Raw genomic sequence first — 24,394 nt, forward strand, 5'->3', positions numbered from 1 at the left:
AATTAGTAATTTGCTGACTTTTTGGTAATCTGAACAAATGCTTTATCTCCGAAATGTAAATTATCATCCCACAGCGTGCCCAACAGCGATTCTCAAATCGATCAATTTAGAATTAGCACCCCAGCAGCTAGGTCTGATTATTGGCCCGAGTGGTTCGGGTAAAAGTACCTTACTAGAAATTTTGTCAGGACTAGCCGAACCCACTACTGGCGCTCTCTTCTGGCGGGAACAAGAACTTATAGCCGAACAGTTACAACAATTAGCCGGCTTGGTATTTCAGTTTCCAGAGCGGCACTTTTGCGGTGGTTCGATTTTAGAAGAATTGCGTTTAGGGCATCCTGAGTTAGGGTCAGAACGAGTCAGGCAGGCCCTGAGTGAGGTGGGATTAGAGCATTTATCGCTTTCTGCTGCTCCCTATGCTTTGAGTGGTGGTCAGCAACGACGTTTAGCTTTGGCAGTCCAATTAATTCGCCAGCCAAATTTGCTGTTATTGGATGAACCCACAGCTGGTTTAGATTGGTCAATGCGTCGGCAACTGGTAAATTTATTAGCGAAACTCAAACAAGATTGGACATTGTTAATTGTGACACACGATGCTGGGGATCTGTTAGCGATCGCAGACCGTTGCTGGACACTCAACCACGGCGAACTAGAATCAGTAGACCCAAAGTCACTAGAATCCAAAGTTAAAGAACCTCTACCAACTGTGTGAGAAAAGAGCAGGGGGGCAGGGGGGCAGGGGGACAAGGGGACAAGGGGACAAGGGGACAAGGGGACAAAGAGAAAAACTATGCCCCATGTCTCATACCAAATGACAAATGACAAATGACAAACTTATTGCCTGAAATGGCAGAAATCTGGCAGAAAACTCTCAATTGGCAACCAACTCTTCAACAACAAGCGCAATTCCAAAAGCTTTATGAGTTAATCCTAGAGGGTAATCGCCAACAAAATTTAACTCGGATCGTTGAACCCCAAGAGTTTTGGGAAAAACATCTCTGGGATTCTCTGCGAGGAATTACACCTCTGTTATCGGCAAATTTCTCCCCTACTTCCCCTAGTATCATCGATATTGGTACAGGTGCAGGTTTTCCAGGTATTCCAGTGACAATTACTGTACCTAATTGCACAATTACTCTTCTCGATTCCACTCGGAAAAAAATTACTTTTCTCGACAATATATTAACTGAACTTGCCCTTACCAATGCCAAAACTCTTGTTGGTAGGGCTGAAGAAATAGGTCAGCACCGCCAACATCGACTAGCTTATGATATTGCATTGATCCGTGCTGTAGGGGCAGCCTCTGTCTGTGCAGAATATACCTTACCACTGCTCAAACAGGGAGGTTTAGCTATAATTTATCGCGGTAATTGGACAGAGGATGAAACAGCTGCTTTAAAAAATGCTGTGAACCAATTGGGTGGCGTTATTGAATCAATCGAACAATTTACGACACCCCTGAGTCACAGCATCCGCCACTGTGTGTATTTGCGTAAGGTAGCCACTACACCAGTTCAGTTTCCCCGTGCTATTGGTGTACCTACTCAAAAGCCTCTTTAACTAATTCGTAATGATGCTCTCTACGAGAGGCTGCGCTTAGCTTGCTTCTGCATAGGAGAAGGAGGACTTGCTAGCGCTACGCTAACGTAATTTGTAATTATAAAGTTAAGCAAATTTACTTGCTGCTGCAAACCGCTTGTTAATCTCATCCCAATTAACTACATTCCACCAAGCATCTAAATAATCGGCGCGGCGATTTTGGTAATTGAGGTAATATGCATGTTCCCATACGTCATTACCCAGGATGGGATATTTACCTGCGCTTAAGGGACTATCTTGGTTAGCTGTAGTTGTCACTTCCAACTTGCCACCTTTGTTACGCACTAGCCAAACCCAACCGCTACCAAAACGACCAGCACCAGCTTCGTTAAACTGTTTTTTGAAAGCTGCAAAAGAGCCAAAACTTTGATTAATCGCGGAGGCTATATTTCCTGTTGGTTCTCCTCCACCTTTTGGCTTCATAATTTCCCAGAACATTGAGTGGTTCACATGACCGCCGCCATTATTGCGTACTGTTTTGCGAATATCTTGTGGTACACTGTCAAGTTTCTGCAACAGTTCTTCAATAGTTTTGCCTTTGAGTTCTGGGTGTTTATCTAACGCTGCATTCAGGTTTTTTACATAAGTTGCGTGGTGTTTATCGTGGTGGAATTGCATCGTTTTAGCATCGATGTGTGGTTCCAGTGCTTCGTATGCGTAAGGTAAAGGCGGGAGTTGAATAGCACCTGTTTTATTTTGTGTTGTATTCGATTTTGTGTTTGGTGTTGATTCAAGAGTTGCAGCGTTTCCATCAGGAGATTTCTCTGCCAATGCACAAGCATCGAATACAAAAGCACCCGCACCTGCTGTGAGTAAAAACAAGAAATTGCGTCGATTAATAGTCATATAAGTTTTTGCAGCTAATCCATTAAGTCTCTATTGCCGTTTTTATTTTCTTAGATTTTGGCTACAAAAAATTGGAAGTTTGCGATTATTGCTGGCAGTTTAAGAAACTATTTATAAGCGCTTCGGAGTATAAAATATAATTGTTTTGTGTGCAATCGCTGTAATTAGTGGCAAGGGATAGGTTAGCGATCGCATCCAGAATCATCACCACACCGTAGTTAATCCAATTTTTTCAAAAGCTCACCAGCGATAATTCACCGCACCACCTCATCCATTTGTTCGCTAACGTTACCACCACGCACTAGCCATTTCTTAGTTTGTGGAAGTATCGTGACCGTAACTCTGACCTTGCCCTTGCATCGTGCGATCGCGCCTAACTGCAAATTTTGGTTAAAAGATGATGCAAGAACTCAAAGCGAAAATCAAGGAATTGGGTAAACGAACAGCCGAGTTAAGCCCCAATTCGTAGAAGTATCAAAAGTAAACCGGAAACAAGGACTTGATTTAATACGACAAGCCAGAGATGCTAGTAAGCAATGTCAAGCATTGATACAAGAGTTGAAAAAACAACAAGCCGCTTAATTATCGCTCTAAGCCTTGCAACGGCCATTTATATAACGCTCCTCCCCTCCTTATAAAGAAATAACTTCCCATGTATAGCGGCGTTATGTAATGTTAAACTCCGATAACCCTATCAATTTTGTGGATATTCGATATTGGGTATTGGGCTTTGGTTAGCGATCGCAATTCTATGGTGGTGCGATTTTGGCTAGTCATAGCTTTCACATTCAGAATTGCTCAACAAAATGTCGTTTGATAAGACTTCTAAAAAACCTTTTGATTTACTGATTTTATTTCTTTAAGAGGGATTTTTACTATAATACAAGTTGCTTTTTCCGTAAATTCATATTCTTTAAGTTTAGCCAGATCATATTGCGTACCACCATCATAAGTTTTTGTGCATGATGGGAAGATTATTTTAGTTCGATAAGGTTCAATAGCAATTTTTTCGTTATCAGTATCATCTAACAATGGGTATTGATAATCTATTAATTGTCCCAGTTCTTTATGAGATTTTAAATAAGTTTTTATTAGAATTTCTAATTCTTTTTTGTCAGAATAAGATTCATAATCAAACCAATGCTTGTCTATAATTTGACCTGTTTCTGTTTGCCAGATAGTCAATTTAGGGTCTTCATCTGATGTTTCATTATATCCATCATTAATCCTAGCACTATTATTACAGTATAAAACTATTTTTTCATTTTTATAAAAAATAAAACCTTTTAAATCAGCAGAACGTGATATGAAACTAAATACTAAGCTAGATGTACGAATATTCCACATTTGAGTTAGAACGTTTGGATATCCCTTGTGTAAAATACGTTTCTGTGTCAAAAGAAATTTGTTTAAAGGACTAAGTAATATTGCGTCTGCTTCTTCATTGAGATTAGCAATAATATTTCCTGATTTAAGATCGTAAATCTCAATATTATTCTCGTTTACCATAATCAAGTAGCGATGTGAATTTTTAAAATAAAATTCTGCATACTTTGTGTGATCATAAACATTGAAACTTCGCTCTATAAAAAGTCGAGTCGTTATAATTGGCTCAATCCACTCTTGTAAAAAACTTACAACAAAAACACCAACCAAGAAAACTATAATTATCCAACCTGCAAGACCTATTGTAGATGTTTTTCCAAAGAAAATCATTAAACTGCTCATTATCAAGGTCACTATTATGCCTATTGTAGCTGTTCCATTAGCAGCTTCTATAGATGCTTTTGTTGGTTTTTGTCTAGGTATCTTGGTAGTTAAATTCAGTTCCATAATAAAAAGATTTTATTGTTAATAATCTGTAACTTTTATCAAAAAAGAATTGGTTATTCTTTCTTAATCTCTAGTGTTCCCTGTTTTGATAAAAAAGTAATTAATTTATCTAGCTAATAGTGACCGCTAATCGCGGACTGTTAGCAGGGGTTCCTAATGGTGTAGCAAACGGCAAACTGTTTTGTTTTGACTTCAAGAGGGTTTGCTCAAACGATGGTTAGAGTTCTTGTGATGATTGATATACCGTTTAAATGTCAAGCTTTAAGCGCATCTTTCACTTTTAGCAGCTGGCTTTAATGTGATTGCTGGTAATAGTATCAGTAATCACATCTCTAATGATTTTGCCAATTGCAAGTCAGATAATTTGTTGAGATAAGCATTTAATCCACTAATATACAAAAGTTCATATATAGTAAATTGAAATTATTTTTTACCCTCTTTCTTAATTAAATCCATTGGCAGAAATCCTGCTGATACAATTTTATATTCAGTCTTTTCATTATTTTTTATTTCTTCAATTTGTACATTTTTCTCAATTAACATACAAACTACAAAGGTATTGGCTTCAATCTCTTTTTCAGTTATTGACCACTTAGCAGTATCATAAGTCCCATTACGTGTTTTAACCTGAATTCCTCCTGTGTTTGAATCAAAAGCGAACTTAAAATCAACTTTACCGTCTCCCTCATTTTTGATTGTATAGTCAACTTCAGCAATAAAATTAGTTGAGCGGCTTTTGACAGCTTCCTCTCCCAACTTGCCTATAAAATTATTTAAAAAAACTTTTTTTTGTCTTCAGACGGATATTTATTACACATTGAAAAACAAAAACTAACTATTTGCTTTATTTTGCTTTCTCCTGAAATAAAGGTTATTTCACTATTTTTACCTGGTATTTGACAATCCAATAGACAAGAATATTTAAGCCTCTGTATAAAGTCTAACTGTTGTTTTTGTAGTAATTAAATCGCATTTATACCATCCATAATTTGCATTTTTATAAAAATATTTATGAATATATCAAATAAAATTGAAACCTTAATTGAGTAAAGTATCAAAGTAATAATATTTTGATACCCAGTATGCTATTCAATATTAATTGCTCAATGTTCAGGTGTCAAAAAATAGTAGGCTATGGATCGTAGGGTCAACAGTCTACTGATGTAAATCAATCGGCACGGACGCGCCAAAGTTCTAACGCAGTCAGAGATACAGCTAATTTGCAGTCACGGCTTAGACAACAACCGCGATTGCACAATATTTGGCGTGTGCCTGTTCAGTGCTGCAAGAATCCGCGAAGCCTGTACCCTGCTGACTGAAGACATTTACACACTCAAAGGTATCGTTAGGCCACGGCTGATTATTAGGAAGTCAAACACTAAAAGGAAGCTAGCTACTCGATCAATCCCAGTGATTGAAGACTTGCGGCGGTTACGGTCTAATTCATCAATAACGCACTAAAAAAATCTGTTCAACGGTTAGATTTAAATCTGGAAATGTTGGCGACTCTATACGGTCGTCTCCTCTAAACTGTTTACCACGATATTCACCCTCATCACTTAAAGAGTAAATTGTGATTGTTGGCTGTTTGGGGTCGCCTATCAATTCCTTGCTACCCAAAGCAGCATAATCCACAATCCAATATTCTTGAATACCCATTTCTTCATAATCGGCAAACTTTTTATGATAATCATCTCTCCAGTTAGTACTGACAACTTCAATCACTAATGGAATTGAAGCTGGTTTACTAAGGATAGATTCTTTCTCCCATAATAGTTCATTACCCAAGTTAGAAAAATTCATTAATAAAACATCAGGATAGTACCCTGACATTTTATTTTCTGGCTTCACTGTAGCGGTTTTAGGTATACCGTAATTAAGTTTAAGACGAAGACACTCATACCCTAATATCATTGTTAAAAATGCTACTATTTGCTCGTGTTTCCCTGATGGTGGCGGCATTTGAATAATATCTCCATCGTGTAATTCATAACGAATGTTTTCCGGTTGTGTTTCTAAAAACTCTAAATATTCATCAAATGTAAATAGTTTTTGTAGTGATTGAATCATTATTTCATCCTGATTATGGATATAAACACTTCACACTGCTGTAACCTGAAAATTAAGAGTTAACGGGGTGTAGCGGCCAAAGGTGAAAGTAAATCGGCATGGACGCGCCAAGGTTATTACTCAGCAAGAGATACAGCAAATTTTGGCTATTGGGTTAACAAATGACCGCGATCGCACGACGCAAAGGCAAGGTCAGAGTTACGGTCAAAAATTGGATTAACAGCGGTGTGGTGATGATTCATTCTGGATGCGATCGCTAACCTATCCTTCGCCACCAATTACAGCGATTGCCCCTACACCCCGTCACAGCGATCGCACACAAAACAATTATATTTTACACTCCGAAGCGCTTATAATATTCTGTCCCCAGTTTTGGGATCAAATACAAACAACTGATTTAAATCGAGTTGTAAAGAAAGGCGATCGCCTGGACGAAGACGCACATCACCGCCTACCTGAATATTCAACATCACCGCCGAACCAGGTAAATCAGCACGAATCAAAGTTTCTCTACCCAAAGGTTCTACAACTTTCACTTCAACTAATAATAATTCTGAATTTTGAGTGCTGTTATCGGTAGCGGGGCATTCAGCCTGTTCTGAGTCAGTGTTTATTTTTATATGTTCTGGACGAATCCCCAAATCATAACTGTGTCCTTGACGTAACTGTAATTTCTCTTTCACAACTGCTGGAATTGCTAATAACTGCCCACTCACATCAAAATCATTATTTTGATAAATTGCAGGCAAAATATTCATTGGCGGACTGCCTAAAAAACTGGCCACCATCTGATTAGCAGGACTTGCATAAATAGTTTGGGGATCGCCGATTTGTTGAATCCGTCCGCGATTGAGTACGACAATTTTATCAGCCAAAGTCATCGCTTCAACTTGGTCGTGGGTAACGTAAATAGTTGTAATGCCTAATTCTTGATGTAACTGTTTCAATTCTGCCCTGGTATCATCGCGCAATTGGGCATCTAAATTAGATAAAGGTTCATCAAGTAAAAATACTTGGGGTTCACGAGCGATCGCTCTCCCTAATGCTACTCGTTGTTGCTGTCCCCCGGAAAGTTGTTTGGGTTTACGATCCAGCAGGTGATCCAGAGAAAGCGATCGCGCCACATTCATCACTCGTTCTTGAATGATTTTTCGGTCAACCTTCCGCATTTCCAAGCCAAAGCCGATGTTTTGCGCCACACTCATGTGAGGATAGAGAGCATAGTTTTGGAACACCATCGCCACATCTCGTTGTCTGGCTGGGATATTATTCACCAAGCGATCGCCAATAAAGAGTTTGCCAGATGTAGCAGTTTCTAAACCTGCGATCGTTCGCAAAATTGTAGATTTACCACAACCCGATGGCCCCACTAAAACCCAAAACTCACCATCAGGAATTTCAAAGGTAATATCCTCAATCGCGGTGACATTATTGAATCTACGCTTAATATCTTCTAGACGAACGTTTGCCATTATCTAATTTGATATTTTCAGTTTTGGATCTGCGGCACTTCCAACTCAGCACTAGGAGATTTGATTCCCCCCCTCAGAGGAACTGTGAGGCTGCTTTATAAGTGTAGAAACTTGGTTCTCCTGCACAACTCTAATCAGAAATCTTAGAGCTTCATTGACAGCATCGGCATTAGGGAAAACCTCTGCAACGTCAGGTTCTAAACGAATTGTTGTTTTACCAAAGCTCTTTCTTTCAGAACCAAGCTTTCTGACTTTTAGGCTCTTTAAGTCATACTCCGATCGCAAATCATCTTCCATTTCTGGCTTACCCTTCTTCATAGACTTCTCGCTCGGATCGCGTTACTTCTCTGGCGCTAAGGGACTTCCAAATAAAAAAATACTCAAAAAACTCTCTCCTCCTTATTCCTCTGTGTTCTCTGTGTCTCTGTGGTTCGTTTATTTAGATAATTTATTTCTTGGAAGTCCCTAATGAGACGAATCGAATTTCCTCTTTCTGTATACGACATGATTAGTAAGCGTCCACGATTTGCTTCTCCAATAATTAGGCTCAAAATCATTTTTCTGGATTCTTCGACCAAGCTGGGTGAGAAAGTAAAGAAGCAAAAACTCGTACTCCCCGGAGTTGATTAGAAAGGGGTAAGTGACCTTTAGGCGCACTCAAATCCCAGGTAAACTCGTTAGGGTATCGCGTCCAGCTGTTACCTGCTTTCCAGCCAATTTTCGGCCAGAAATTCTCCCAATTTTTACCCAAACTTAGCCAGATTTCTCGCTGCACTGAAAAACCAAATTTACCTTCGGAGTGAACTAACCAGAGATTGTTAATGGTTTGCAAGTCAACAGCCGAGGTATTTTCTACCTCAGTAAAATACAACCATTTTCGTTGTACAGCCGTTGGCCCTGATAGTTCACACATTTTTTCGATGGTGACGCGATCGGCTGCTTGGAAGTCTTGAGCAGCAAGTAGCTGTTGCAAAGAATTGTAGTTAATCCCGCACTCTGATTTTAGAGGTACAATTCCTTCAGGAAAACAGGAGCGCAAAAATTCTTTGACTTGAGGTGCATCAGAACTGTAAAGAACTTGGTAAGCTTTGCCATCAATCCAAGTCGCTGGGTTCTCACGTCGTTTCAGTAAAAATTCCATCAACACGTCTAATCCCTCATTACCCAACTCAGCTAACTGTGGGATTATCTGTTGTTGGACTTTTTCAGACCCAGCCATTAACGGTTGTCGGAGGGAGTCGATGTCATTTGCAGGGCCTGATAAAATCATTGGGTCTGTCATGCCATTCTTGTGTTAACGGTCAGTGAAAGAGCGGTAAGCTATCGGGCATTCTCTAAAGTGAAGCACTGATAGCGAAAAGTAGTTTACTATTTTTGATCGTACAAAATTGCGATCGCTTCACTGAAATCTCACACTTAATCCCCAAATAATGTACAAGGGGAATAGGGGGAAAATCTGTGCCTTATGGCTTGGCGAACAAAAGACATAGCAAAATATACAAGCCTGCCACATAAAGATTTTTTGAATAGCAGCGTATCGATTAGGAGTGTGTGAACGATGTACGAAAAGATTACCCCCCCCGCAGCCGGAGCAAAAATCACCTTCAAAAATGGTGAACCAATCGTACCGGACAATCCAATTATCCCCTTTATTCGCGGCGACGGCACAGGTATAGACATCTGGCCTGCTACCCAAAAAGTCCTCGATGCTGCTGTAGCTAAAGCATACAAGGGTCAACGTCAAATTAGCTGGTTCAAAGTTTACGCTGGTGACGAAGCTTGTGATTTATACGGTACTTATCAGTATTTACCACAAGATACTCTCACGGCAATTGAAGAATATGGTGTAGCGATTAAAGGGCCTTTGACTACTCCCATTGGTGGGGGAATTCGTTCTTTAAATGTGGCGCTGCGACAAATTTTTGACTTGTATGCTTGCGTGCGTCCTTGCCGTTACTATGCAGGTACGCCCTCACCGCACAAAAACCCAGAAAAGCTGGATGTAATTGTTTATCGGGAAAATACAGAAGATATTTATTTAGGCATTGAGTGGCGACAAGGTAGCGAAATGGGCGATCGCTTAATTAAAATTCTCAATGAAGAATTAATCCCCGCCACCCCAGAACATGGGAAAAAACGCATTCCTCTTGATTCTGGTATTGGCATCAAACCCATCAGCAAAACTGGTTCTCAGCGCCTAGTCAGACGTGCCATCAAACACGCTTTGCTGTTGCCCAAAAACAAGCAACAAGTGACTTTGGTGCATAAGGGCAACATAATGAAGTACACCGAAGGCGCTTTCCGCGATTGGGGTTATGAATTAGCAACCAGTGAATTTCGCCAAGAAACTGTCACTGAACAAGAATCTTGGATTTTGAGTAACAAGGAAAAAAATCCGAATATTTCCTTGGAAGAAAACGCCCGCCAGATTGAACCTGGGTTTGATAATCTTACTCCAGATAAGAAAGCGCAAGTTGTCAAGGAAGTTGAAACTGTTCTTAACACAATTTGGGCAACCCACGGCGATGGCAAATGGAAAGAGAAAGTTTTGGTGAATGACCGGATTGCTGACAGTATTTTTCAACAAATCCAAACCAGACCGGATGAGTATTCAATTTTGGCGACGATGAACTTAAACGGCGATTACTTGTCTGATGCTGCTGCCGCCATTGTTGGTGGATTGGGAATGGGTCCAGGGGCAAATATTGGTGATTCTAGTGCCATATTTGAAGCTACCCACGGCACTGCCCCCAAACACGCCGGCTTAGATCGGATTAATCCTGGTTCAGTGATTTTGTCTGGTGTGATGATGCTGGAATTTATGGGTTGGCAAGAAGCAGCAGACCTAGTTAAGAAAGGTTTAAGCGATGCGATCGCAAATAGTCAAGTCACCTACGATTTAGCCCGGTTGCTAGAACCGCCAGTTGAACCTTTAAAATGTTCTGAATTTGCCGAGGCAATTATTCAACATTTTGGTTAATTCTATTAGGGTTAATTAGTCGAATAAAAGACCTCTCCCTGGTTTTACTACGCAAAACCTGTCCCTCTCCGAATCGGAGAGGGAAAGACTTGAAGTTTAGAGATAAAAGTATATTCGAGCTTGAAACATGAAAATTTTTTAAGTAGTAGTTAGAGACGAGTTAGTTTTGGGCTTGCTAGATATAGCAGTTAGTCGTGGTGTAATTGTGAGTGATCAAGAAAAATCCCCAGAACAAGACAATCCCTCCGAGAAGAAAATGATTGTCCAGGGTCTTCTGTTTATATTCGTGCTGGTTCCGGCTATATTTGTTGTTTTTGGTTTTTTACTCAATGAGTTTGTGGCTAAAACGCCTCTGGTAAGGTCGTTTGATGATGCTGCTGAAAAATCACAGCGATTAGCCTGTGAAACTAAAGCTTCTTCTGAAAACAAATCATCAGAGGATTGTTATAAGTAGCGATGAAAAACTATGCGCCTTTCTTAACACCCAACCCTCAAGATTTCAAGCTCCGTATTGTTTGGAGTGTTGATGCATCTAGCAAAATGGTGTCCGAATTTTCAAGCTGTAAGTGGCTTCCTCGAATTGGTGAAACTTTGGTTTTACCAATAGATGAGACAGGTAAGCCTAGCTCTTGGCGCAAGTTTAAGGTATTTGATGTTGTCTATGATTTTCAAAATCAGTCCACTAAGGTTTTGTGTAGCCCTATAAAAACACCGACTCAACTCAATGCAAAGACACTAATCCAGAACCTCGAAGAGAAGAAAGATAAATGGGATGTCTGGGAAAATGCGATCGCAACAAGTGAGACAACAGCGAAATCTGAGGCTTTAGAGCGTCAGGCTCGCCTAGCATACGAACTTTCTCGCATGGATGAGGAAGATATAGATGAGGAACTAGAAAGGCTGAGAAGAAAAGTTCTGGATTAGTTTAAAACAGGAGAAGTGAACTTCTAGTAGTTTGTTAAGCTAGTTTTGATTGAAGGTGTAAGGACTTTACTGCTTAAAAGATCAAGGATTAAAGTCCTTACCAGAAACTTATTTACCCATCAATTTAAACGCCAATTACACTAATTGCTTTAACTGTGATTTCGCTAATTTATCAGGTGCGATCGCTCCATTCTCTGTAATGATGGCTGTAATCAACTCAGCCGGAGTCACATCAAAAGCTGGGTTATAAAAATCTACACCCGCAGGAGTGAGAATGGTATCGCCAACTTGATAAATTTCTGTTGGTTCGCGTTCTTCAATGGGAATTTGGCTACCATCAGCTAATTCAAAATCAACGGTGGAAAGGGGTGCAGCGACAAAGAAAGGGATATTATGAGCTTTAGCTGTGATCGCTACACTATATGTACCAATTTTATTAGCAGTGTCACCATTAGCAGCAATGCGATCGGCACCCACAACTACAGCATGAATCAACCCCTGTTTCATGCAATGGGCCGCCATACTATCAGTAATTAATGTAACTGGAATACCTTCTTGGACACATTCCCAAGTGGTGAGTTTTGCGCCTTGTAAGCGAGGACGGGTTTCATCGGCAAATAAACGTTCTAAACGTCCTTCCCTCCAGGCAGAACGCACTACACCCAAAGCAGTGCCATACCCAGCAGTAGCTAGCGCCCCAGCGTTGCAGTGAGTAAGCAACGTCAGCTTTTCTGGGGTAGTGGGCAAGACTGCTAAACCATTGTCGCCGATCGCCTGACAGGTTTGTAAATCTTCGGCGTTAATTGCTTGGGCTGTTTGGAACAGGGTTTGCTTGATGTCTTCTACTGTTCCCAGCGTTTCGTAGGCGGCTTTCAGCATCCGGCTGATTGCCCAAAATAAATTTACCGCCGTTGGACGAGTAGAACGCAATAACTGGGCTACTTTATCTAAGTGTTGCAAAAATTCGGTGTGATCGCTAGTCTCAATTTCTCTAGCACCAAGATACATTCCATAAGCCGCAGCCACACCAATTGCAGGCGCACCTCGCACAATCATAGTTTTAATCGCCCGCGCCATATCTTCACTGCGGTGAATTTCCACAAATGTATATTCGTTTGGTAAGCGCGTTTGATCGATTAGTGAGACTGAGTTATTGTGCCAAATAACCGGATAAACCTGGTTTGTCGAAGGTGTCATAGAAAAAGGTAATTAATGGATAGGCAATATTTTTTACTTTAATGCACCCTGATGATTTCATTCTTAAACTGATTAAACGTTCTGGGTATGAATTTAAAAGCTTTGAAAATTTGAGAGTCAGATGCTAATTTCAATAAGCATTTTATTTATTAATTTGGTATATTTAAGTACTGAAAAATCAAAAAAGTAGAGCAGTTGCACTGTAATACAACTGCTCTAAAAATTACTGAGATAGATATTTACTCTACCTATCCACAGACCCCATAATTACGTCAACACTACCGAGAATCACCACAATATCTGCAACCTTCATCCCGCGCAGTAAATGTGGAACAATTTGGAGATTGTTGAAATCTGCTGCCCGAATCTTCCAACGTGCAGGGAAGACATTATCATCGCCAACCAAATAAATTCCCAATTCACCTTTGCCACTTTCTACACGGGCATAGATTTCACCCTTGGGAATCTTAAAAGTGGGGGAAACTTTTTTGCCGATGAATTGGTAATCAAATGCGTCCCACTCGGATTTTTTACCTGCGGCTAAACGCTTCGCTTCCAGATTTTCGTAAGGGCCGCCAGGAAGTCCTTTAATTGCTTGGCGAATAATCTTCACAGATTCGCGCATTTCCCGCATCCGCACCACATAACGGGCAAAGCAATCACCAGCTGTTTCCCACTGCACATCCCAGTCGAAATCATCGTAGCATTCGTAATGGTCAACTTTCCGCAAATCCCATTGCACGCCAGAAGCGCGTAACATTGGGCCAGAAAGTCCCCAGTTAATTGCTTCTTCACGGGTGATAGTCCCAATACCCTCAACACGTCGCCGGAAGATAGGGTTATCGGTTACTAAGCGTTCGTACTCATCAATTTTGGGCAATAGGTATTCGCAGAATTCCAGACACTTATCTACCCAACCGTAAGGTAAATCGGCTGCTACTCCACCAACACGGAAGTAGTTATTATTCACCATCCGATAACCTGTAGCAGCTTCCCACAAATCATAAATCATCTCCCGTTCCCGGAACTGGTAGAAGAAGGGAGTTTGTGCGCCTACGTCAGCTAGGAAGGGGCCAAACCATAGCAAGTGGTTAGCAATGCGGTTCAACTCCAGCATGATGACGCGGATGTAGCTAGCGCGTTTGGGGACAGCGACACCTGCAAGCTTTTCTGGGGCGTTAACAGTGACAGCTTCGTTGAACATTCCCGCAGCGTAGTCCCACCGACTAACGTAAGGGACGTACATTACATTAGTGCGGTTCTCAGCAATTTTTTCCATTCCCCGGTGCAAATAGCCGATGACTGGTTCACAGTCAACGACATCCTCACCATCCAAAGTCATGATTAGCCGCAGAACCCCATGCATTGAAGGGTGGTGTGGTCCCATGTTTAGCACCATCGGTTCAGTGCGGGTTTCTAGTCTGGTCATAGATTTCGTGTTCTCCGTTCGTGAAAATATTGAATTCAACCGCGCAGATGCCAACTAGACCCAATTTATCTTGTTTGTCAAGCCAAAGTAAGGGTTGTGGGAAGAGGGATTTGATTTGATGTTTAATTTTGTTGCACTTCTTCAACTATTATATGGAAGCTCGATATGCACTTAATTAAGGCATCGAATTTTTTTATCTCATGGTGCAACATTGGGTCTGCTGGTAGGCATTATCTTTTTGATGCTGAACGCTCAGTCAGTATTTCTTTATTTTACAAATAAACGTAGATAGGTTTCATATCTGCTTGTTTATCAGAATAACTGTTGCGATCGCACACTCTTCCACAACAGGTAATCGCTTTGTTTTTGAGGTTTTCTGTAAGGCGTAGGCGTAGCCCGTCGTAGACACGATTTAAGAATGTATTACAAACCAATAAAAGTAATTAATAAAACAGCATGAGTATTATACCCAAAGTGATAAGTATAATTTGTGAGGACTTTAAATATAAAAAGACCAGCCTCCCACAGCTGGTCTAAAAAATGTTTTTGCGTTGTCTTCTCAAGAGAGTTAAAACCCAATTACGCGTTCCCAAAATGCAACGGGCAACTTTTCTTAACAATATTGTAACAGCCAACACAGATTTTTCTAGAATATTCATCAAAAAAAGATATGGACAAAGCTTAAAAGCCTCTATCTATCAGGAGAATTCAGCAGATCGCAAGGTGTAGATGGGAGAGATAAAGGCAGACAAGGGAGAAAATTTTACCTTGTCTGCTTTATTCTTCTTATCCTCCGCGTCAGTCTCAACCGATCGATTTCAAATTGACACACTACTGATGCTGGGAGCGATTTCTGCATCTGTTGGTGTTTCACCCACGCGGAGGATTTTAGCCCCCAATTGCTGCAACTTCATATCAAGTCGATCGTAGCCGCGATCGAGGTGCTGTAAACCTTGAATTGTGGTTTGTCCTTCTGCTGCTAGTCCGGCGATGACTAACGCTGCCGATGCTCGTAAGTCTGTACCTAATACTGGTGCGCCAGATAATTTTGGTACTCCCCGAACGAAAGCAGCATTGCCTTTGACACGAATATCTGCCCCCAAACGATTCAACTCAGAGGCATGACGCAAGCGATTTTCAAAGACGGATTCGTTAATTACGCTGTCGCCTTCTGCCACTGCCAGCAAAGCCATGAATGGCGCTTGCATATCTGTGGGAAAACCTGGATGGTATTGAGTTTCAATATCCGTTGCCTTAAGGCTTTCCGCTGGCAGAATGTGCAAGTGGTCGGGCTTTTCATCAATTATTGTCACTCCAATATCCCGCAGCTTGGCAATTACTGGGATGAGATGTTCTGGAGCCACTGGCGAGAGAAGAAGTTCTGAGCGGGTAATTGCTGCTGCTAGCAAAAACGTCCCAGCCTCAATGCGATCGGGAATAATGCTGTAGTCAACAGAATGCAACTTGGGGACTCCTTCGATAATAATTCTGCTAGTCCCCGCGCCCTTAATCTTCGCTCCCATTGCGTTACAGAAGTTAGCTAGATCGACTACTTCCGGTTCTCTGGCAGCATTTTCGATGATCGTTTCACCCTCTGCTAGGGTAGCCGCCATCATCAAGTTTTCCGTTGCTCCAACGCTGGCAATGTCTAAGTAAATCTTCGCACCTTTTAATCTCCGGCTGCTACCAGGGACGTAGGCATTACAAATGCCATGCTCAATTTGTACTTCCGCTCCCATTGCTTGCAGTCCTCGAACATGCAAGTCAACTGGTCTTGCCCCAATCGCACAACCGCCTGGTAAGGGCATCTGTGCTACTCCCAGTCTTGCCAAAATGGCTCCAATGGCGAAAAAACTCGCTCTCAACTGGGTAACTAATTCGTAGGGAGCTTTTGATGTTTTAATCTCGCTGGCGTTGATATCTAAAATGTCACCTTGTCGGGTTAATTGCACACCCAAAGCTGATAACACCTGACCCATCCGCTCTACGTCCGCTAACAAAGGGACATTACGGATACGACAATCGCCCGGACACAGCAAGGCTCCAGCCATGATTACCAGTGCTGAATTTTTTGCCCCGCTAATTTTTACATGACCCCGCAAAGGATGCCCACCCCAAATTTGCAAGACTGAGGAGTCTGCTTCTGGAGCAATTTTGGCATCTGGTAAGCTGGTAGAAGGATTAATAAGCCTACCTCCAAAAGTAATACGTATTTTATATGTTTGAAGTTGGTTTTGATTCTACAGTAAAGATTCAAAATGTCCACGTTTTAAAGCACTGTTTTGTATAAAAAAATTGCTTTTTTGGTGAAAATCTAGGCTGTAAACAAGCAATAGCAGGCTTTTTGAGTTTTTTAAAAAATTTAAAAAAAGAATCAATAAACAGTAGTTTTAAGCAAAATTAAATACTCAGTAAAATAACTTAAGTATTCTCTAAAAATCAATGCTGTACTGTTCAGTTAATATTTTGATTCGACGTTGTGCCTGAAAAACTCGTTTCCAGTTAGAGACTTTTAACGAGGCATTATGCTTTTACTTGACAAAGGTAAAACATAACGCAATAATAAGAAATTGTCGATAAGGACAAATGCCAGCGGAACTGGCGGAATGGCAGACGCGCTAGATTCAGGTTCTAGTGCCGCAAGGCTTCCGGGTTCAAGTCCCGGGTTCCGCATAATCACTGATGAGTGCCGAGTAGTCAGTGCTGAGAAGGAAAAACTCAGCACTGACTACTCGGCACTCACAACTAAAAATGTTGATCAGTTTACAGAATTCCCTAGTCAAACAAATTCGCAAGCTGCACTCCACCAAGGAGAGGCATAAACAACAGTTATTTTTACTAGAAGGGACGCACTTGTTAGAAGAAGCTTGTGCGGTCAATTACCCACTAGAAACAGTGTGTTGTACCCCAGATTGGCAAGTAGCCCATCCTTCGCTGTGGGAAGAAGCTTGTAGCCGATGCGATCGCGCCGAAATTGTTAGTAGAGAAGTCTTGGATGCGATCGCGACCACAGTCCGACCGGATGGTGTGGTAGCAACGGCAAAACGAAGCCAACGCCAAACTCAACTACCATTGACTGGTTTAGTGCTAGCTTTAGAAACGATACAAGATCCCGGCAACCTGGGTACGATGATTCGTACTGCTGCTGCTGCCGGAGCATCAGGTTTGTGGGTAAGTGGAGATAGTGTAGATTTAGATAGCCCTAAAGTTCTTCGTGCTTCTGCAGGACAATGGTTTCGCCTAGCAACAGCCGTAACCGAAGATTTAAAAGCGACAGTCCAACAAAGTCAGCAAGCAGGAATGCAGGTAGTGGCAACCTTACCCGATGCGACTTTAACTTATTGGGAAGTGGACTGGCGAAAACCCAGTATGATTTTACTGGGAAATGAAGGTGCTGGATTGTCAGCAGATTTAGCAGCGATCGCAGATCGGCAAGTCAAAATTCCTTTGAGTCCTGGGGTGGAATCCTTGAATGTGGCGATCGCAGCCGCTCTAATTTTGTACGAAGCTCAACGGCAACTAATTTGTCAGTAATAAATTTTAACTTTTTACCCCAATTGGGTTTTTGTTATTTCTTCGAGATATTTTTCAATATCAGCAACTGCGTCTTCAAGAGCTGCTAAATCAATATCTATCAAGTCTTGATCGAGTTCGACTTCAGTGAAAGTACTAGTATGCAGTTGGGGGATCTCTTCTTCCTCAGTCGAATTTTCTTGTAAGATATCCTCCAACTGTTCGAGGGATTCTTGAAACACTTGATCGGCAGCGCGCCGCTGTTCTGGCTGATTTTGCTCCATAATATTAACTTGAAAATCCTGATTTACTGACTGAATTTTGATTCTAGTTCCTACAGATTTAAATTTTGCACTTATAACATCATAGTTGTGTGCTGTATCAACTTTAGCAGTGCTTATCAAGAATATCGATAGCTGTCTGCAATTAAGAGGAGGCAGGAGGCAGGAGGCAGGAGTCAGAATTCAGAATTCAGAATTGCTTATTACTCTATTGATAAAGGGATAGAGTAATAAGCAAGGAAAAAGATTCAGCTGCGCTATCACCCAGTCGTACAGAATTCTTCTTCATAAAACAGGTCTAATACTTAATTTGATAGACTATCCTAAATTTGAAATTATAAAAATTGGTAGCTCAGGGCTGATAACTAACTATGAGTGAAGCCTTATTCTGTATCGAAAATCTGCGAGTTGCCTATCCTCAACGGAGTGGAGAAGAAGCAAGCTGGGCGGTTGATGATGTATCTTTCACCTTGAAACCAGGTGAAAGAATGGGATTGGTGGGAGAGTCAGGTTGTGGTAAGTCAACTATTGGACGGGCAGTAATGCGTTTACTACCATCCTCTAGTCGTATTGAGGGACGGGTGATATTTCAAGGACAGTCAGTGTTTGATTTGACACCTAACCAGTTGCGGAAATTTCGGGGAGAGGCGATCGCCTTAGTTTTTCAAGATCCCATGACACGCCTCGATCCGTTGATGACTATTGGTAAGCATTGTATCGAAACCCTCCAGGCGCACTCACCACAATTATCAACGCGGGAAGCTAAAGAAAAAGCACTTGCTACTTTAGCAAAGGTAAATATTCCAGTCACTCGTTGGAATCAGTATCCTCATGAGTTTAGCGGTGGAATGCGCCAACGGGTAGCGATCGCTTTAGCTTTACTCCTCAACCCCAAATTTATTGTTGCCGATGAACCTACCACCAGTTTAGATGTCACTGTTTCCGCGCAGATATTGCAAGAATTAACTCGTCTGTGCGGTGAAGAAAACATGGGATTGTTGTTGATATCTCACGATTTAGCAATGGTGGCCGAATATTGCGATCGCATTGGCGTGATGTACAACGGCAAGATGGCCGAAATGGGTGCTACAGAAACAGTATTTAGGCAACCTCAACACGAATACACGCGATCGCTCCTAAAAGCAGCTTTACACATTCAAGCAGTAACTGATAGTGGAGAATTGATAATTGCCAATGACGAAGAAAAGCAATTACCGATTATTAATCAGCAATCCCCAATTTTGAGTGTCACAGAACTCAAGCAACACTACACCATAGAACCTAACTTTATCGAACGACTGTTTAATACACAAACGCAGACAATTAAAGCAGTAGATGGGATCAACCTGGATCTTTATTCAGGAGAAATTCTCGGCTTAGTCGGGGAATCAGGTTGTGGTAAAAGCACACTATCACGAACAATATTACAACTAATTCGTCCTACTAGTGGCAAAGTTGAGTTTTTAGGACAGGATTTAACTAAACTGTCGCGTCAAGAAATTCGTTCCTCGCGGCGACAAATACAAATGGTCTTTCAAGACCCTCATGCTTGTCTTAATCCAGCGATGACAGTGGGACAAAGTATTGCCGATCCTTTATTTATCCACAATCTTGCCAATCCTGTCAAGGCAAAAGAACAGGTTTTATGGATGCTAAATAAAGTTGGGTTAACACCGCCAGAATTGTATTATGAGCGTTATCCCTCGGATTTGTCTGGGGGACAACAGCAACGAGTAGCGATCGCTCGTGCTTTAATTACTCACCCTAAACTTTTAATCTGCGATGAACCTGTGAGTATGTTAGATGCCAGCGTGCAGTCGCAAGTACTGGATTTGATGTTGCAACTAAAGGAAGAGTTTGAGTTAACTTATCTATTCATCACTCATGACCTTTGGTTAGCTCGATTTTTGTGCGATCGTATTGCCGTGATGAATGGCGGTAAAATTGTAGAACTCGGTCTGACAAAACAGATTTTCGCCAATCCTCAGCATCCTTATACCAAAACCTTACTAGCTGCTGCTCCTTTATTAGCACGCGCTTAACTAAATAAAATTAGGAGTTAAAAGTTTAAAATTTCTAACTCTTGTACAGACGCGATTAATCGCGTCTCCTAACTCTCTTTGCTTCCCTCAAGGAATTTAGTTGTTTCTCCACTCGAACCATATAGCTCAACAAACCTTTTAAACAGCAACGCACTCTCGTGATTTGAAGTCCTACTTAAATTGAATAAACGCTCTATATTTTTCTCAGCTAAAGCTCTTAGATACGGCAAATCTTCAAAGAGTGTCAAACAAGCAGCAAAATGCAATATTATTTGTAATAATGGTTTTGGCCACTCTAGGTCACTATAAATATCTATAAACAATTGATGTTCTGAGTCATTTAAAGGGAAAGCATGAAATATAACAATTATCCTTTTGTTATTGTAGACTGGGATACTCAGTTCGACAGCGTAGGGAGTATGTAATATTAAATCTACCTCCACAATTGGTTGTCGCCAAATTCTTAGAGGATTAGCTGGTGAATCTAATATCGTTTGAAATGTGATTTTACCACCGACGTTTGTAGTTTGGAACTGGCTAATACTAACAATTTTTAGATTATTAAGGCTAAACCTATGAATTGTTTCCAAATGTTTTAAGTTCAATAGATGATATATTTGGCAAATATAAGGGAATGGTAAAATATACTCTTGACTAATCATGTGTAGTTTTTTTAATTGAAGCTTATTAGCTTGAGTACGATCGAGATATTCCTGATATTGACTGGGTTCTAAATCATTGCTATTAAAGCTTTCTTCCGGCTTGAGATATAGCCAACTTACAAAAAAGAAAAAGGCTGTAAATAGTTGAAATATTTCTATAGGAGATAAATAACCATCGACGAATGCAGCTATGCTTCTATCAGTTATTCCGAAAAGCCAAGATGGAATGCCAAATAGCCAAATACTACTTTTGATTTGATCTATAAAAAGCGCAATATCAACAATATTTGAAATATTACTGTCTTGCTTTACACTTAATTTATTATTCAAACAATTAATAAACATGGTATTTGGGTTTACAAGTAATCCATATAAATTTATATTTATATTAACTTTAAATAAAAAAATATGATGATGACCTCTATCTTTAGCTATATATACAATTTGTACTCACTCATACAAACTGACATCCATTTTTTATAAACATGGCTACAAAATAAAATTTATTGTTATGTATAATCTTCAACTAGACGTGTATACAGGAACATAAGTTTGTTTTTAAGCCTTACTGTTAAAGGATTTAGAATTCTATTCTCTGGTTTAAAACAAAAACTTTGTTAAAGCATTTATGTTCACTGAGTTAAAAATTAAAACTCCTCAATCTGATAAAAGTAGTATATAAATATTCAGATAAAATAGTTTGTTTTTGCTGACATGAGAAAATTATCTATTTCTCTAGAATGAATACGGAATGAGACGTTAGGAATAAAAACTTAGAATTTCCAACTAAGGAGTTATAAGCTTTATCTACTATAAGAAATAAAATAGGCAAGGTTTAGGGACATTCCTCTATTTATCGCAACCGTGATGTCTTTTGTAGTGGCTCATTGCATACTTGCTAGTAGAGTTAGCCATTAGTATGTTAAGTGAGGTAAAAGTACCTTATCTAGCAAACTATCTGTGACAATTACGATAGAAGCCGTAGAATTGCTACTCTTAACACTGTATTATTCTTAAATATTTTCTGAAGATTTTTTCTGAGACGGTAGCAATGACCATTCGCCATGCGACTGAAACTGACTTGCCTGCAATTGTGGCAATTTACAACACTGCAATTCCTAGCCGCATGGCAACCGCTGACTTAGAACCAGTATCCGTGGAAAGTCGCCTTGCTTGGTTTAAGGGGCGATCGCCTTCACAACGCCCACTTTGGGTAATTGAAGTAGATGGAGTAATCGCTGGATGGCTTAGTTTCCAATCCTTTTATGGACGACCCGCCTATAGTAAGACTGCCGAAATTAGTATTTATATAGCCCCTAGCTTTCATCGGTGTGGTTTGGGACGGCAACTCTTAGCACAAGCAATTAGCGAAAGTTCTAGTTTGGGTCTAAAGAGCCTAGTCTGCTTCATTTTTGCCCACAATCAACCCAGTTTAAAACTCTTTGAAACATTTGGTTTTCAGCGCTGGGGACATTTACCTAACATTGCCGAACTTGACAGCGTTGAACGGGACTTAGTGATCATGGGACTGCGAATTAGTAAACCTTTTGTTTAAAGCGATCGCTATTTTCTGAGACTTGTAAATTAAATTCGGTCACAATTGGTCTGGATTAATTCCTCGTTCTTGTAGTAAAGCACGGAGAGCTTCTAACTGCGCCTCAGCTTGCTCTGCTCGTTGTCTTTGTTGCTGTCGTTGTTGATCTAGTTCCAAAAAGGTCAGAAAGCGATCGCCATCAGGACGATAAATTTGCAGTTCTTCCTCAGTCAACTCGAAACGCACCCCCAATCGAGGGCTGACCCAAGCAACCATTTGGTCAATCACTTCTAATCTTGAGTTGCGTCGCTGCCAGCCTGTCAAGTCAACCACATCAGGTTCATACAAATAATATTCTTCCACACCGTAGCGCTCATAAAATTCTAATTTTTTCGCCATTTTAGAGATCCGGTTTCCAGGCGACCAAATTTCAAATACCACCTGCGGGGGAATGTTGTCCTCAAGCCACTGTTGATAAGAACCTCGGTATCCTTTTGGTCTACCAAATACTACCATGACATCAGGAGCTTGGCGGAGCTTGTTATCATCTTCCACCGAATACCACAATAAATCTCCAGCGACAAACACATTTGGGTCATTGCCAAACAGCAGTTCTAAATTATTTTTAATCCAGACAATTAATTCAAACTGCTTAGTATTGTCTGCCATTGGCTGTCCATCGCTGTCAGGGTAAATAATGCCTTTTTGGGTGGAAGATGGTAACTGTGTAACCATTGCAATGATTCTCAGGTAATTCTTAGAGGATTAGTTAGCGATCGCTTTTTTCACGCTCTTCTTATTTCACATCGTAGTCTAACCAAAATTAGCCGTTAAACTACTGTTTGTGTAGTGGTCGTAATAGCACAAATTATCGATGGCAAAAAACAAAACTAAAGCTAGGGGGATCGTCTTTGGTTGCTGTCCCAACTTTTTACTCATTTATCAAGCCACCTTCGCCTAAATCAGTTACACAACAGTACCCCAAGATTTCTCACAAGCGGTGCGATCGCTATTACCCAAACCTTTATTGAGCTTACACTTTGAGCGTTTTAGACACTGCACGAATTATCTAAGTAGCAATAATCAAATTTACGTATATTTTTTATGTGCAGTTGCAAAGTTTTACTGCCATTTTGACATTTAATGTACAATTCTCATACTTAAATCCAACCACTTTGATTGAGTAATCGGCGCACTGCTCGAAATATAGTCAACACCCGTTTCCGCCACAGCGCGAATCGTTTCCAAAGTCACATTCCCCGAAGCTTCAATTTTCACTCGGTTATCTTGCTGGCGAATCAACAGCACCGCCTGACTCATCATATCCAAAGGCATATTGTCCAACATAATAATGTCAGCCCTATGCTTCAAAGCTTCTTTCACCTGCTCTAAACTTTCTGTCTCAACCTCTATAGTCAAAGGATAAGGAATCTGAGAACGAATACGGCTAACAGCTTCTCCAATTCCCCCAACCGCCGCAATGTGATTATCCTTAATCATCACCGCATCATCCAATCCCATACGGTGATTAATCGCCCCACCCACAGCAGTCGCGTACTTTTCCAACAGTCTCAGCCCTGGCGTAGTTTTACGCGTATCCACCAACTGAGCAGGTAAATCAGCAATTTTCTCTACATATATATTAGTCAGCGTAGCAATTCCACTAAACCGCATAACCAAATTGAGCGCCACACGTTCCCCCATCAGCAGCGCATCCAGCGAACCATGAATTTCAGCTACGATCTGTCCCGGCTCACACCATGCACCTTCAGCCGCCACCGCTACAAAGCTGACTTTTTCATTCAAAATCTGAAACACTCTAGCTGCAATTGGTAAGCCAGTAATTATCCCTGAAGCTTTAGCGATCCATTTAGCAGATCCTAGCGTCACATTTTCTACTAAAAGCGTATTTGTAGTGCGATCGCCGCGGCCAATATCCTCCAACAACCAGGTACGCAACAGAGGATCTAAAACCAGCCAGGGCGGCAAAACAGCAGAATAGCTCACAAATT

General features: G+C 40.8%; 23 protein-coding genes and 1 tRNA gene. 10 read left to right on the forward strand and 14 right to left on the reverse strand.

What is annotated here, in order from left to right; genetic code table 11:
• Positions 1-37 precede the first annotated feature (37 nt).
• Both V7K44_RS11350 and rsmG read left to right on the forward strand, forming a co-directional pair.
• Entirely contained in the window at positions 38-712 is a 675-nt protein-coding gene (locus V7K44_RS11350; RefSeq protein WP_334931426.1) for an ABC transporter ATP-binding protein, read from the forward strand.
• A gap of 113 nt (positions 713-825) precedes the next feature.
• The gene (rsmG, locus tag V7K44_RS11355; protein ID WP_334931428.1) at positions 826-1,560 is read left to right on the forward strand and encodes a 16S rRNA (guanine(527)-N(7))-methyltransferase RsmG; all 735 of its coding nucleotides are present in this window, start codon (positions 826-828) and stop codon (positions 1,558-1,560) included.
• A 105-nt stretch (positions 1,561-1,665) separates the two neighbouring features.
• Here the strand turns inward: rsmG and V7K44_RS11360 are convergent, their stop codons facing one another.
• The 4 genes from V7K44_RS11360 to V7K44_RS11375 form a co-directional block, all read right to left on the reverse strand.
• Positions 1,666-2,445: a superoxide dismutase gene (locus V7K44_RS11360; RefSeq protein WP_334931430.1), complete on the reverse strand. Its 780-nt coding sequence runs from the start codon at positions 2,443-2,445 to the stop codon at positions 1,666-1,668.
• 825 nt (positions 2,446-3,270) lie between these two features.
• Entirely contained in the window at positions 3,271-4,278 is a 1,008-nt protein-coding gene (locus V7K44_RS11365; protein WP_334931432.1) for a hypothetical protein, read from the reverse strand.
• A 423-nt stretch (positions 4,279-4,701) separates the two neighbouring features.
• On the reverse strand, positions 4,702-5,034 hold the full coding sequence (locus V7K44_RS11370) for a hypothetical protein (RefSeq protein WP_334931434.1): 333 nt from the start codon (positions 5,032-5,034) through the stop codon (positions 4,702-4,704).
• Between the two features lie 690 nt (positions 5,035-5,724).
• Entirely contained in the window at positions 5,725-6,348 is a 624-nt protein-coding gene (locus V7K44_RS11375) for a Uma2 family endonuclease (RefSeq protein WP_334931436.1), read from the reverse strand.
• A gap of 82 nt (positions 6,349-6,430) precedes the next feature.
• Here V7K44_RS11375 and V7K44_RS11380 point away from each other — a divergent pair, with 82 nt between their 5' ends.
• Positions 6,431-6,568 carry a hypothetical protein gene (locus V7K44_RS11380; protein WP_334931438.1) on the forward strand — a complete coding sequence of 46 codons (138 nt, stop codon included), beginning with the start codon at positions 6,431-6,433 and terminating at the stop codon, positions 6,566-6,568.
• Positions 6,569-6,698: 130 nt separating this feature from the next.
• Here the strand turns inward: V7K44_RS11380 and V7K44_RS11385 are convergent, their stop codons facing one another.
• The 3 genes from V7K44_RS11385 to V7K44_RS11395 all read right to left on the reverse strand — a co-directional run bounded on the left by V7K44_RS11385 (position 6,699) and on the right by V7K44_RS11395 (position 9,102).
• Positions 6,699-7,820 (reverse strand): ABC transporter ATP-binding protein, encoded by a 1,122-nt coding sequence (locus V7K44_RS11385; protein ID WP_334931440.1) that lies wholly within the window; start codon positions 7,818-7,820, stop codon positions 6,699-6,701.
• Between the two features lie 51 nt (positions 7,821-7,871).
• A complete protein-coding gene (locus tag V7K44_RS11390) occupies positions 7,872-8,138 on the reverse strand; it encodes a hypothetical protein (protein WP_334931442.1) in 267 nt (88 codons plus the stop codon).
• A gap of 235 nt (positions 8,139-8,373) precedes the next feature.
• Positions 8,374-9,102, reverse strand: a complete 729-nt coding sequence (locus tag V7K44_RS11395) for a GUN4 domain-containing protein (protein ID WP_334931444.1) — start codon at positions 9,100-9,102, stop codon at positions 8,374-8,376.
• Positions 9,103-9,378: 276 nt separating this feature from the next.
• On the opposite strand from V7K44_RS11395, the gene V7K44_RS11400 reads away from it, so the two are divergent.
• From V7K44_RS11400 to V7K44_RS11410, 3 genes are all read left to right on the forward strand, one after another.
• Positions 9,379-10,800 (forward strand): NADP-dependent isocitrate dehydrogenase, encoded by a 1,422-nt coding sequence (locus V7K44_RS11400; protein ID WP_334931446.1) that lies wholly within the window; start codon positions 9,379-9,381, stop codon positions 10,798-10,800.
• Between the two features lie 205 nt (positions 10,801-11,005).
• Positions 11,006-11,254 carry a hypothetical protein gene (locus V7K44_RS11405; protein WP_334931448.1) on the forward strand — a complete coding sequence of 83 codons (249 nt, stop codon included), beginning with the start codon at positions 11,006-11,008 and terminating at the stop codon, positions 11,252-11,254.
• A 2-nt stretch (positions 11,255-11,256) separates the two neighbouring features.
• Complete coding sequence (locus V7K44_RS11410; protein ID WP_334931450.1) at positions 11,257-11,724, forward strand: hypothetical protein; 468 nt, start codon at positions 11,257-11,259, stop codon at positions 11,722-11,724.
• Positions 11,725-11,859: 135 nt separating this feature from the next.
• On the opposite strand, the gene mtnA is transcribed toward V7K44_RS11410, so the two are convergent.
• The 3 genes from mtnA to murA form a co-directional block, all read right to left on the reverse strand.
• On the reverse strand, positions 11,860-12,921 hold the full coding sequence (gene mtnA, locus V7K44_RS11415; RefSeq protein WP_334931452.1) for an S-methyl-5-thioribose-1-phosphate isomerase: 1,062 nt from the start codon (positions 12,919-12,921) through the stop codon (positions 11,860-11,862).
• Between the two features lie 244 nt (positions 12,922-13,165).
• Positions 13,166-14,350 carry an NAD(P)H-quinone oxidoreductase subunit H gene (locus tag V7K44_RS11420; RefSeq protein ID WP_094353398.1) on the reverse strand — a complete coding sequence of 395 codons (1,185 nt, stop codon included), beginning with the start codon at positions 14,348-14,350 and terminating at the stop codon, positions 13,166-13,168.
• 818 nt (positions 14,351-15,168) lie between these two features.
• Entirely contained in the window at positions 15,169-16,536 is a 1,368-nt protein-coding gene (murA, locus tag V7K44_RS11425) for a UDP-N-acetylglucosamine 1-carboxyvinyltransferase (RefSeq protein WP_334931481.1), read from the reverse strand.
• A gap of 406 nt (positions 16,537-16,942) precedes the next feature.
• On the opposite strand from murA, the gene V7K44_RS11430 reads away from it, so the two are divergent.
• Both V7K44_RS11430 and V7K44_RS11435 read left to right on the forward strand, forming a co-directional pair.
• Positions 16,943-17,023 (forward strand) — tRNA-Leu (locus tag V7K44_RS11430).
• Between the two features lie 78 nt (positions 17,024-17,101).
• Positions 17,102-17,884 carry a TrmH family RNA methyltransferase gene (locus V7K44_RS11435; RefSeq protein ID WP_334931454.1) on the forward strand — a complete coding sequence of 261 codons (783 nt, stop codon included), beginning with the start codon at positions 17,102-17,104 and terminating at the stop codon, positions 17,882-17,884.
• A 14-nt stretch (positions 17,885-17,898) separates the two neighbouring features.
• On the opposite strand, the gene V7K44_RS11440 is transcribed toward V7K44_RS11435, so the two are convergent.
• A complete protein-coding gene (locus tag V7K44_RS11440; protein ID WP_334931456.1) occupies positions 17,899-18,147 on the reverse strand; it encodes a hypothetical protein in 249 nt (82 codons plus the stop codon).
• 368 nt (positions 18,148-18,515) lie between these two features.
• Here V7K44_RS11440 and V7K44_RS11445 point away from each other — a divergent pair, with 368 nt between their 5' ends.
• Positions 18,516-20,186, forward strand: a complete 1,671-nt coding sequence (locus tag V7K44_RS11445; RefSeq protein ID WP_334931458.1) for an ABC transporter ATP-binding protein — start codon at positions 18,516-18,518, stop codon at positions 20,184-20,186.
• A 68-nt stretch (positions 20,187-20,254) separates the two neighbouring features.
• Here the strand turns inward: V7K44_RS11445 and V7K44_RS11450 are convergent, their stop codons facing one another.
• Positions 20,255-21,193 (reverse strand): hypothetical protein, encoded by a 939-nt coding sequence (locus V7K44_RS11450; protein ID WP_334931460.1) that lies wholly within the window; start codon positions 21,191-21,193, stop codon positions 20,255-20,257.
• Positions 21,194-21,899: 706 nt separating this feature from the next.
• On the opposite strand from V7K44_RS11450, the gene V7K44_RS11455 reads away from it, so the two are divergent.
• Positions 21,900-22,403, forward strand: a complete 504-nt coding sequence (locus V7K44_RS11455) for a GNAT family N-acetyltransferase (RefSeq protein WP_334931462.1) — start codon at positions 21,900-21,902, stop codon at positions 22,401-22,403.
• 39 nt (positions 22,404-22,442) lie between these two features.
• On the opposite strand, the gene V7K44_RS11460 is transcribed toward V7K44_RS11455, so the two are convergent.
• Both V7K44_RS11460 and nadC read right to left on the reverse strand, forming a co-directional pair.
• Positions 22,443-23,117 carry a Uma2 family endonuclease gene (locus V7K44_RS11460; protein ID WP_334931464.1) on the reverse strand — a complete coding sequence of 225 codons (675 nt, stop codon included), beginning with the start codon at positions 23,115-23,117 and terminating at the stop codon, positions 22,443-22,445.
• Positions 23,118-23,522: 405 nt separating this feature from the next.
• Positions 23,523-24,389 carry a carboxylating nicotinate-nucleotide diphosphorylase gene (gene nadC / locus V7K44_RS11465; protein WP_334931483.1) on the reverse strand — a complete coding sequence of 289 codons (867 nt, stop codon included), beginning with the start codon at positions 24,387-24,389 and terminating at the stop codon, positions 23,523-23,525.
• Between the last annotated feature and the right edge of the window lie 5 nt (positions 24,390-24,394).

It is taken from the genome of Nostoc sp., from assembly GCF_036917235.1.
GTDB lineage: Bacteria > Cyanobacteriota > Cyanobacteriia > Cyanobacteriales > Nostocaceae > Nostoc.

What these genes read in the sequence shown, in the direction of transcription:
- V7K44_RS11350 (WP_334931426.1), top strand. Translation starts at nt 38, where the DNA reads ATGCTTTATCTCCGAAATGTAAATTATCATCCCACAGCGTGCCCAACA.
- rsmG (WP_334931428.1), top strand. Translation starts at nt 826, where the DNA reads ATGACAAACTTATTGCCTGAAATGGCAGAAATCTGGCAGAAAACTCTC.
- V7K44_RS11360 (WP_334931430.1), bottom strand. Translation starts at nt 2,445, where the DNA reads ATGACTATTAATCGACGCAATTTCTTGTTTTTACTCACAGCAGGTGCG.
- V7K44_RS11365 (WP_334931432.1), bottom strand. Translation starts at nt 4,278, where the DNA reads ATGGAACTGAATTTAACTACCAAGATACCTAGACAAAAACCAACAAAA.
- V7K44_RS11375 (WP_334931436.1), bottom strand. Translation starts at nt 6,348, where the DNA reads ATGATTCAATCACTACAAAAACTATTTACATTTGATGAATATTTAGAG.
- V7K44_RS11385 (WP_334931440.1), bottom strand. Translation starts at nt 7,820, where the DNA reads ATGGCAAACGTTCGTCTAGAAGATATTAAGCGTAGATTCAATAATGTC.
- V7K44_RS11390 (WP_334931442.1), bottom strand. Translation starts at nt 8,138, where the DNA reads ATGAAGAAGGGTAAGCCAGAAATGGAAGATGATTTGCGATCGGAGTAT.
- V7K44_RS11395 (WP_334931444.1), bottom strand. Translation starts at nt 9,102, where the DNA reads ATGACAGACCCAATGATTTTATCAGGCCCTGCAAATGACATCGACTCC.
- V7K44_RS11400 (WP_334931446.1), top strand. Translation starts at nt 9,379, where the DNA reads ATGTACGAAAAGATTACCCCCCCCGCAGCCGGAGCAAAAATCACCTTC.
- V7K44_RS11410 (WP_334931450.1), top strand. Translation starts at nt 11,257, where the DNA reads ATGAAAAACTATGCGCCTTTCTTAACACCCAACCCTCAAGATTTCAAG.
- mtnA (WP_334931452.1), bottom strand. Translation starts at nt 12,921, where the DNA reads ATGACACCTTCGACAAACCAGGTTTATCCGGTTATTTGGCACAATAAC.
- V7K44_RS11420 (WP_094353398.1), bottom strand. Translation starts at nt 14,350, where the DNA reads ATGACCAGACTAGAAACCCGCACTGAACCGATGGTGCTAAACATGGGA.
- V7K44_RS11435 (WP_334931454.1), top strand. Translation starts at nt 17,102, where the DNA reads ATGTTGATCAGTTTACAGAATTCCCTAGTCAAACAAATTCGCAAGCTG.
- V7K44_RS11440 (WP_334931456.1), bottom strand. Translation starts at nt 18,147, where the DNA reads ATGGAGCAAAATCAGCCAGAACAGCGGCGCGCTGCCGATCAAGTGTTT.
- V7K44_RS11445 (WP_334931458.1), top strand. Translation starts at nt 18,516, where the DNA reads ATGAGTGAAGCCTTATTCTGTATCGAAAATCTGCGAGTTGCCTATCCT.
- V7K44_RS11450 (WP_334931460.1), bottom strand. Translation starts at nt 21,193, where the DNA reads ATGTTTATTAATTGTTTGAATAATAAATTAAGTGTAAAGCAAGACAGT.
- V7K44_RS11455 (WP_334931462.1), top strand. Translation starts at nt 21,900, where the DNA reads ATGACCATTCGCCATGCGACTGAAACTGACTTGCCTGCAATTGTGGCA.
- V7K44_RS11460 (WP_334931464.1), bottom strand. Translation starts at nt 23,117, where the DNA reads ATGGTTACACAGTTACCATCTTCCACCCAAAAAGGCATTATTTACCCT.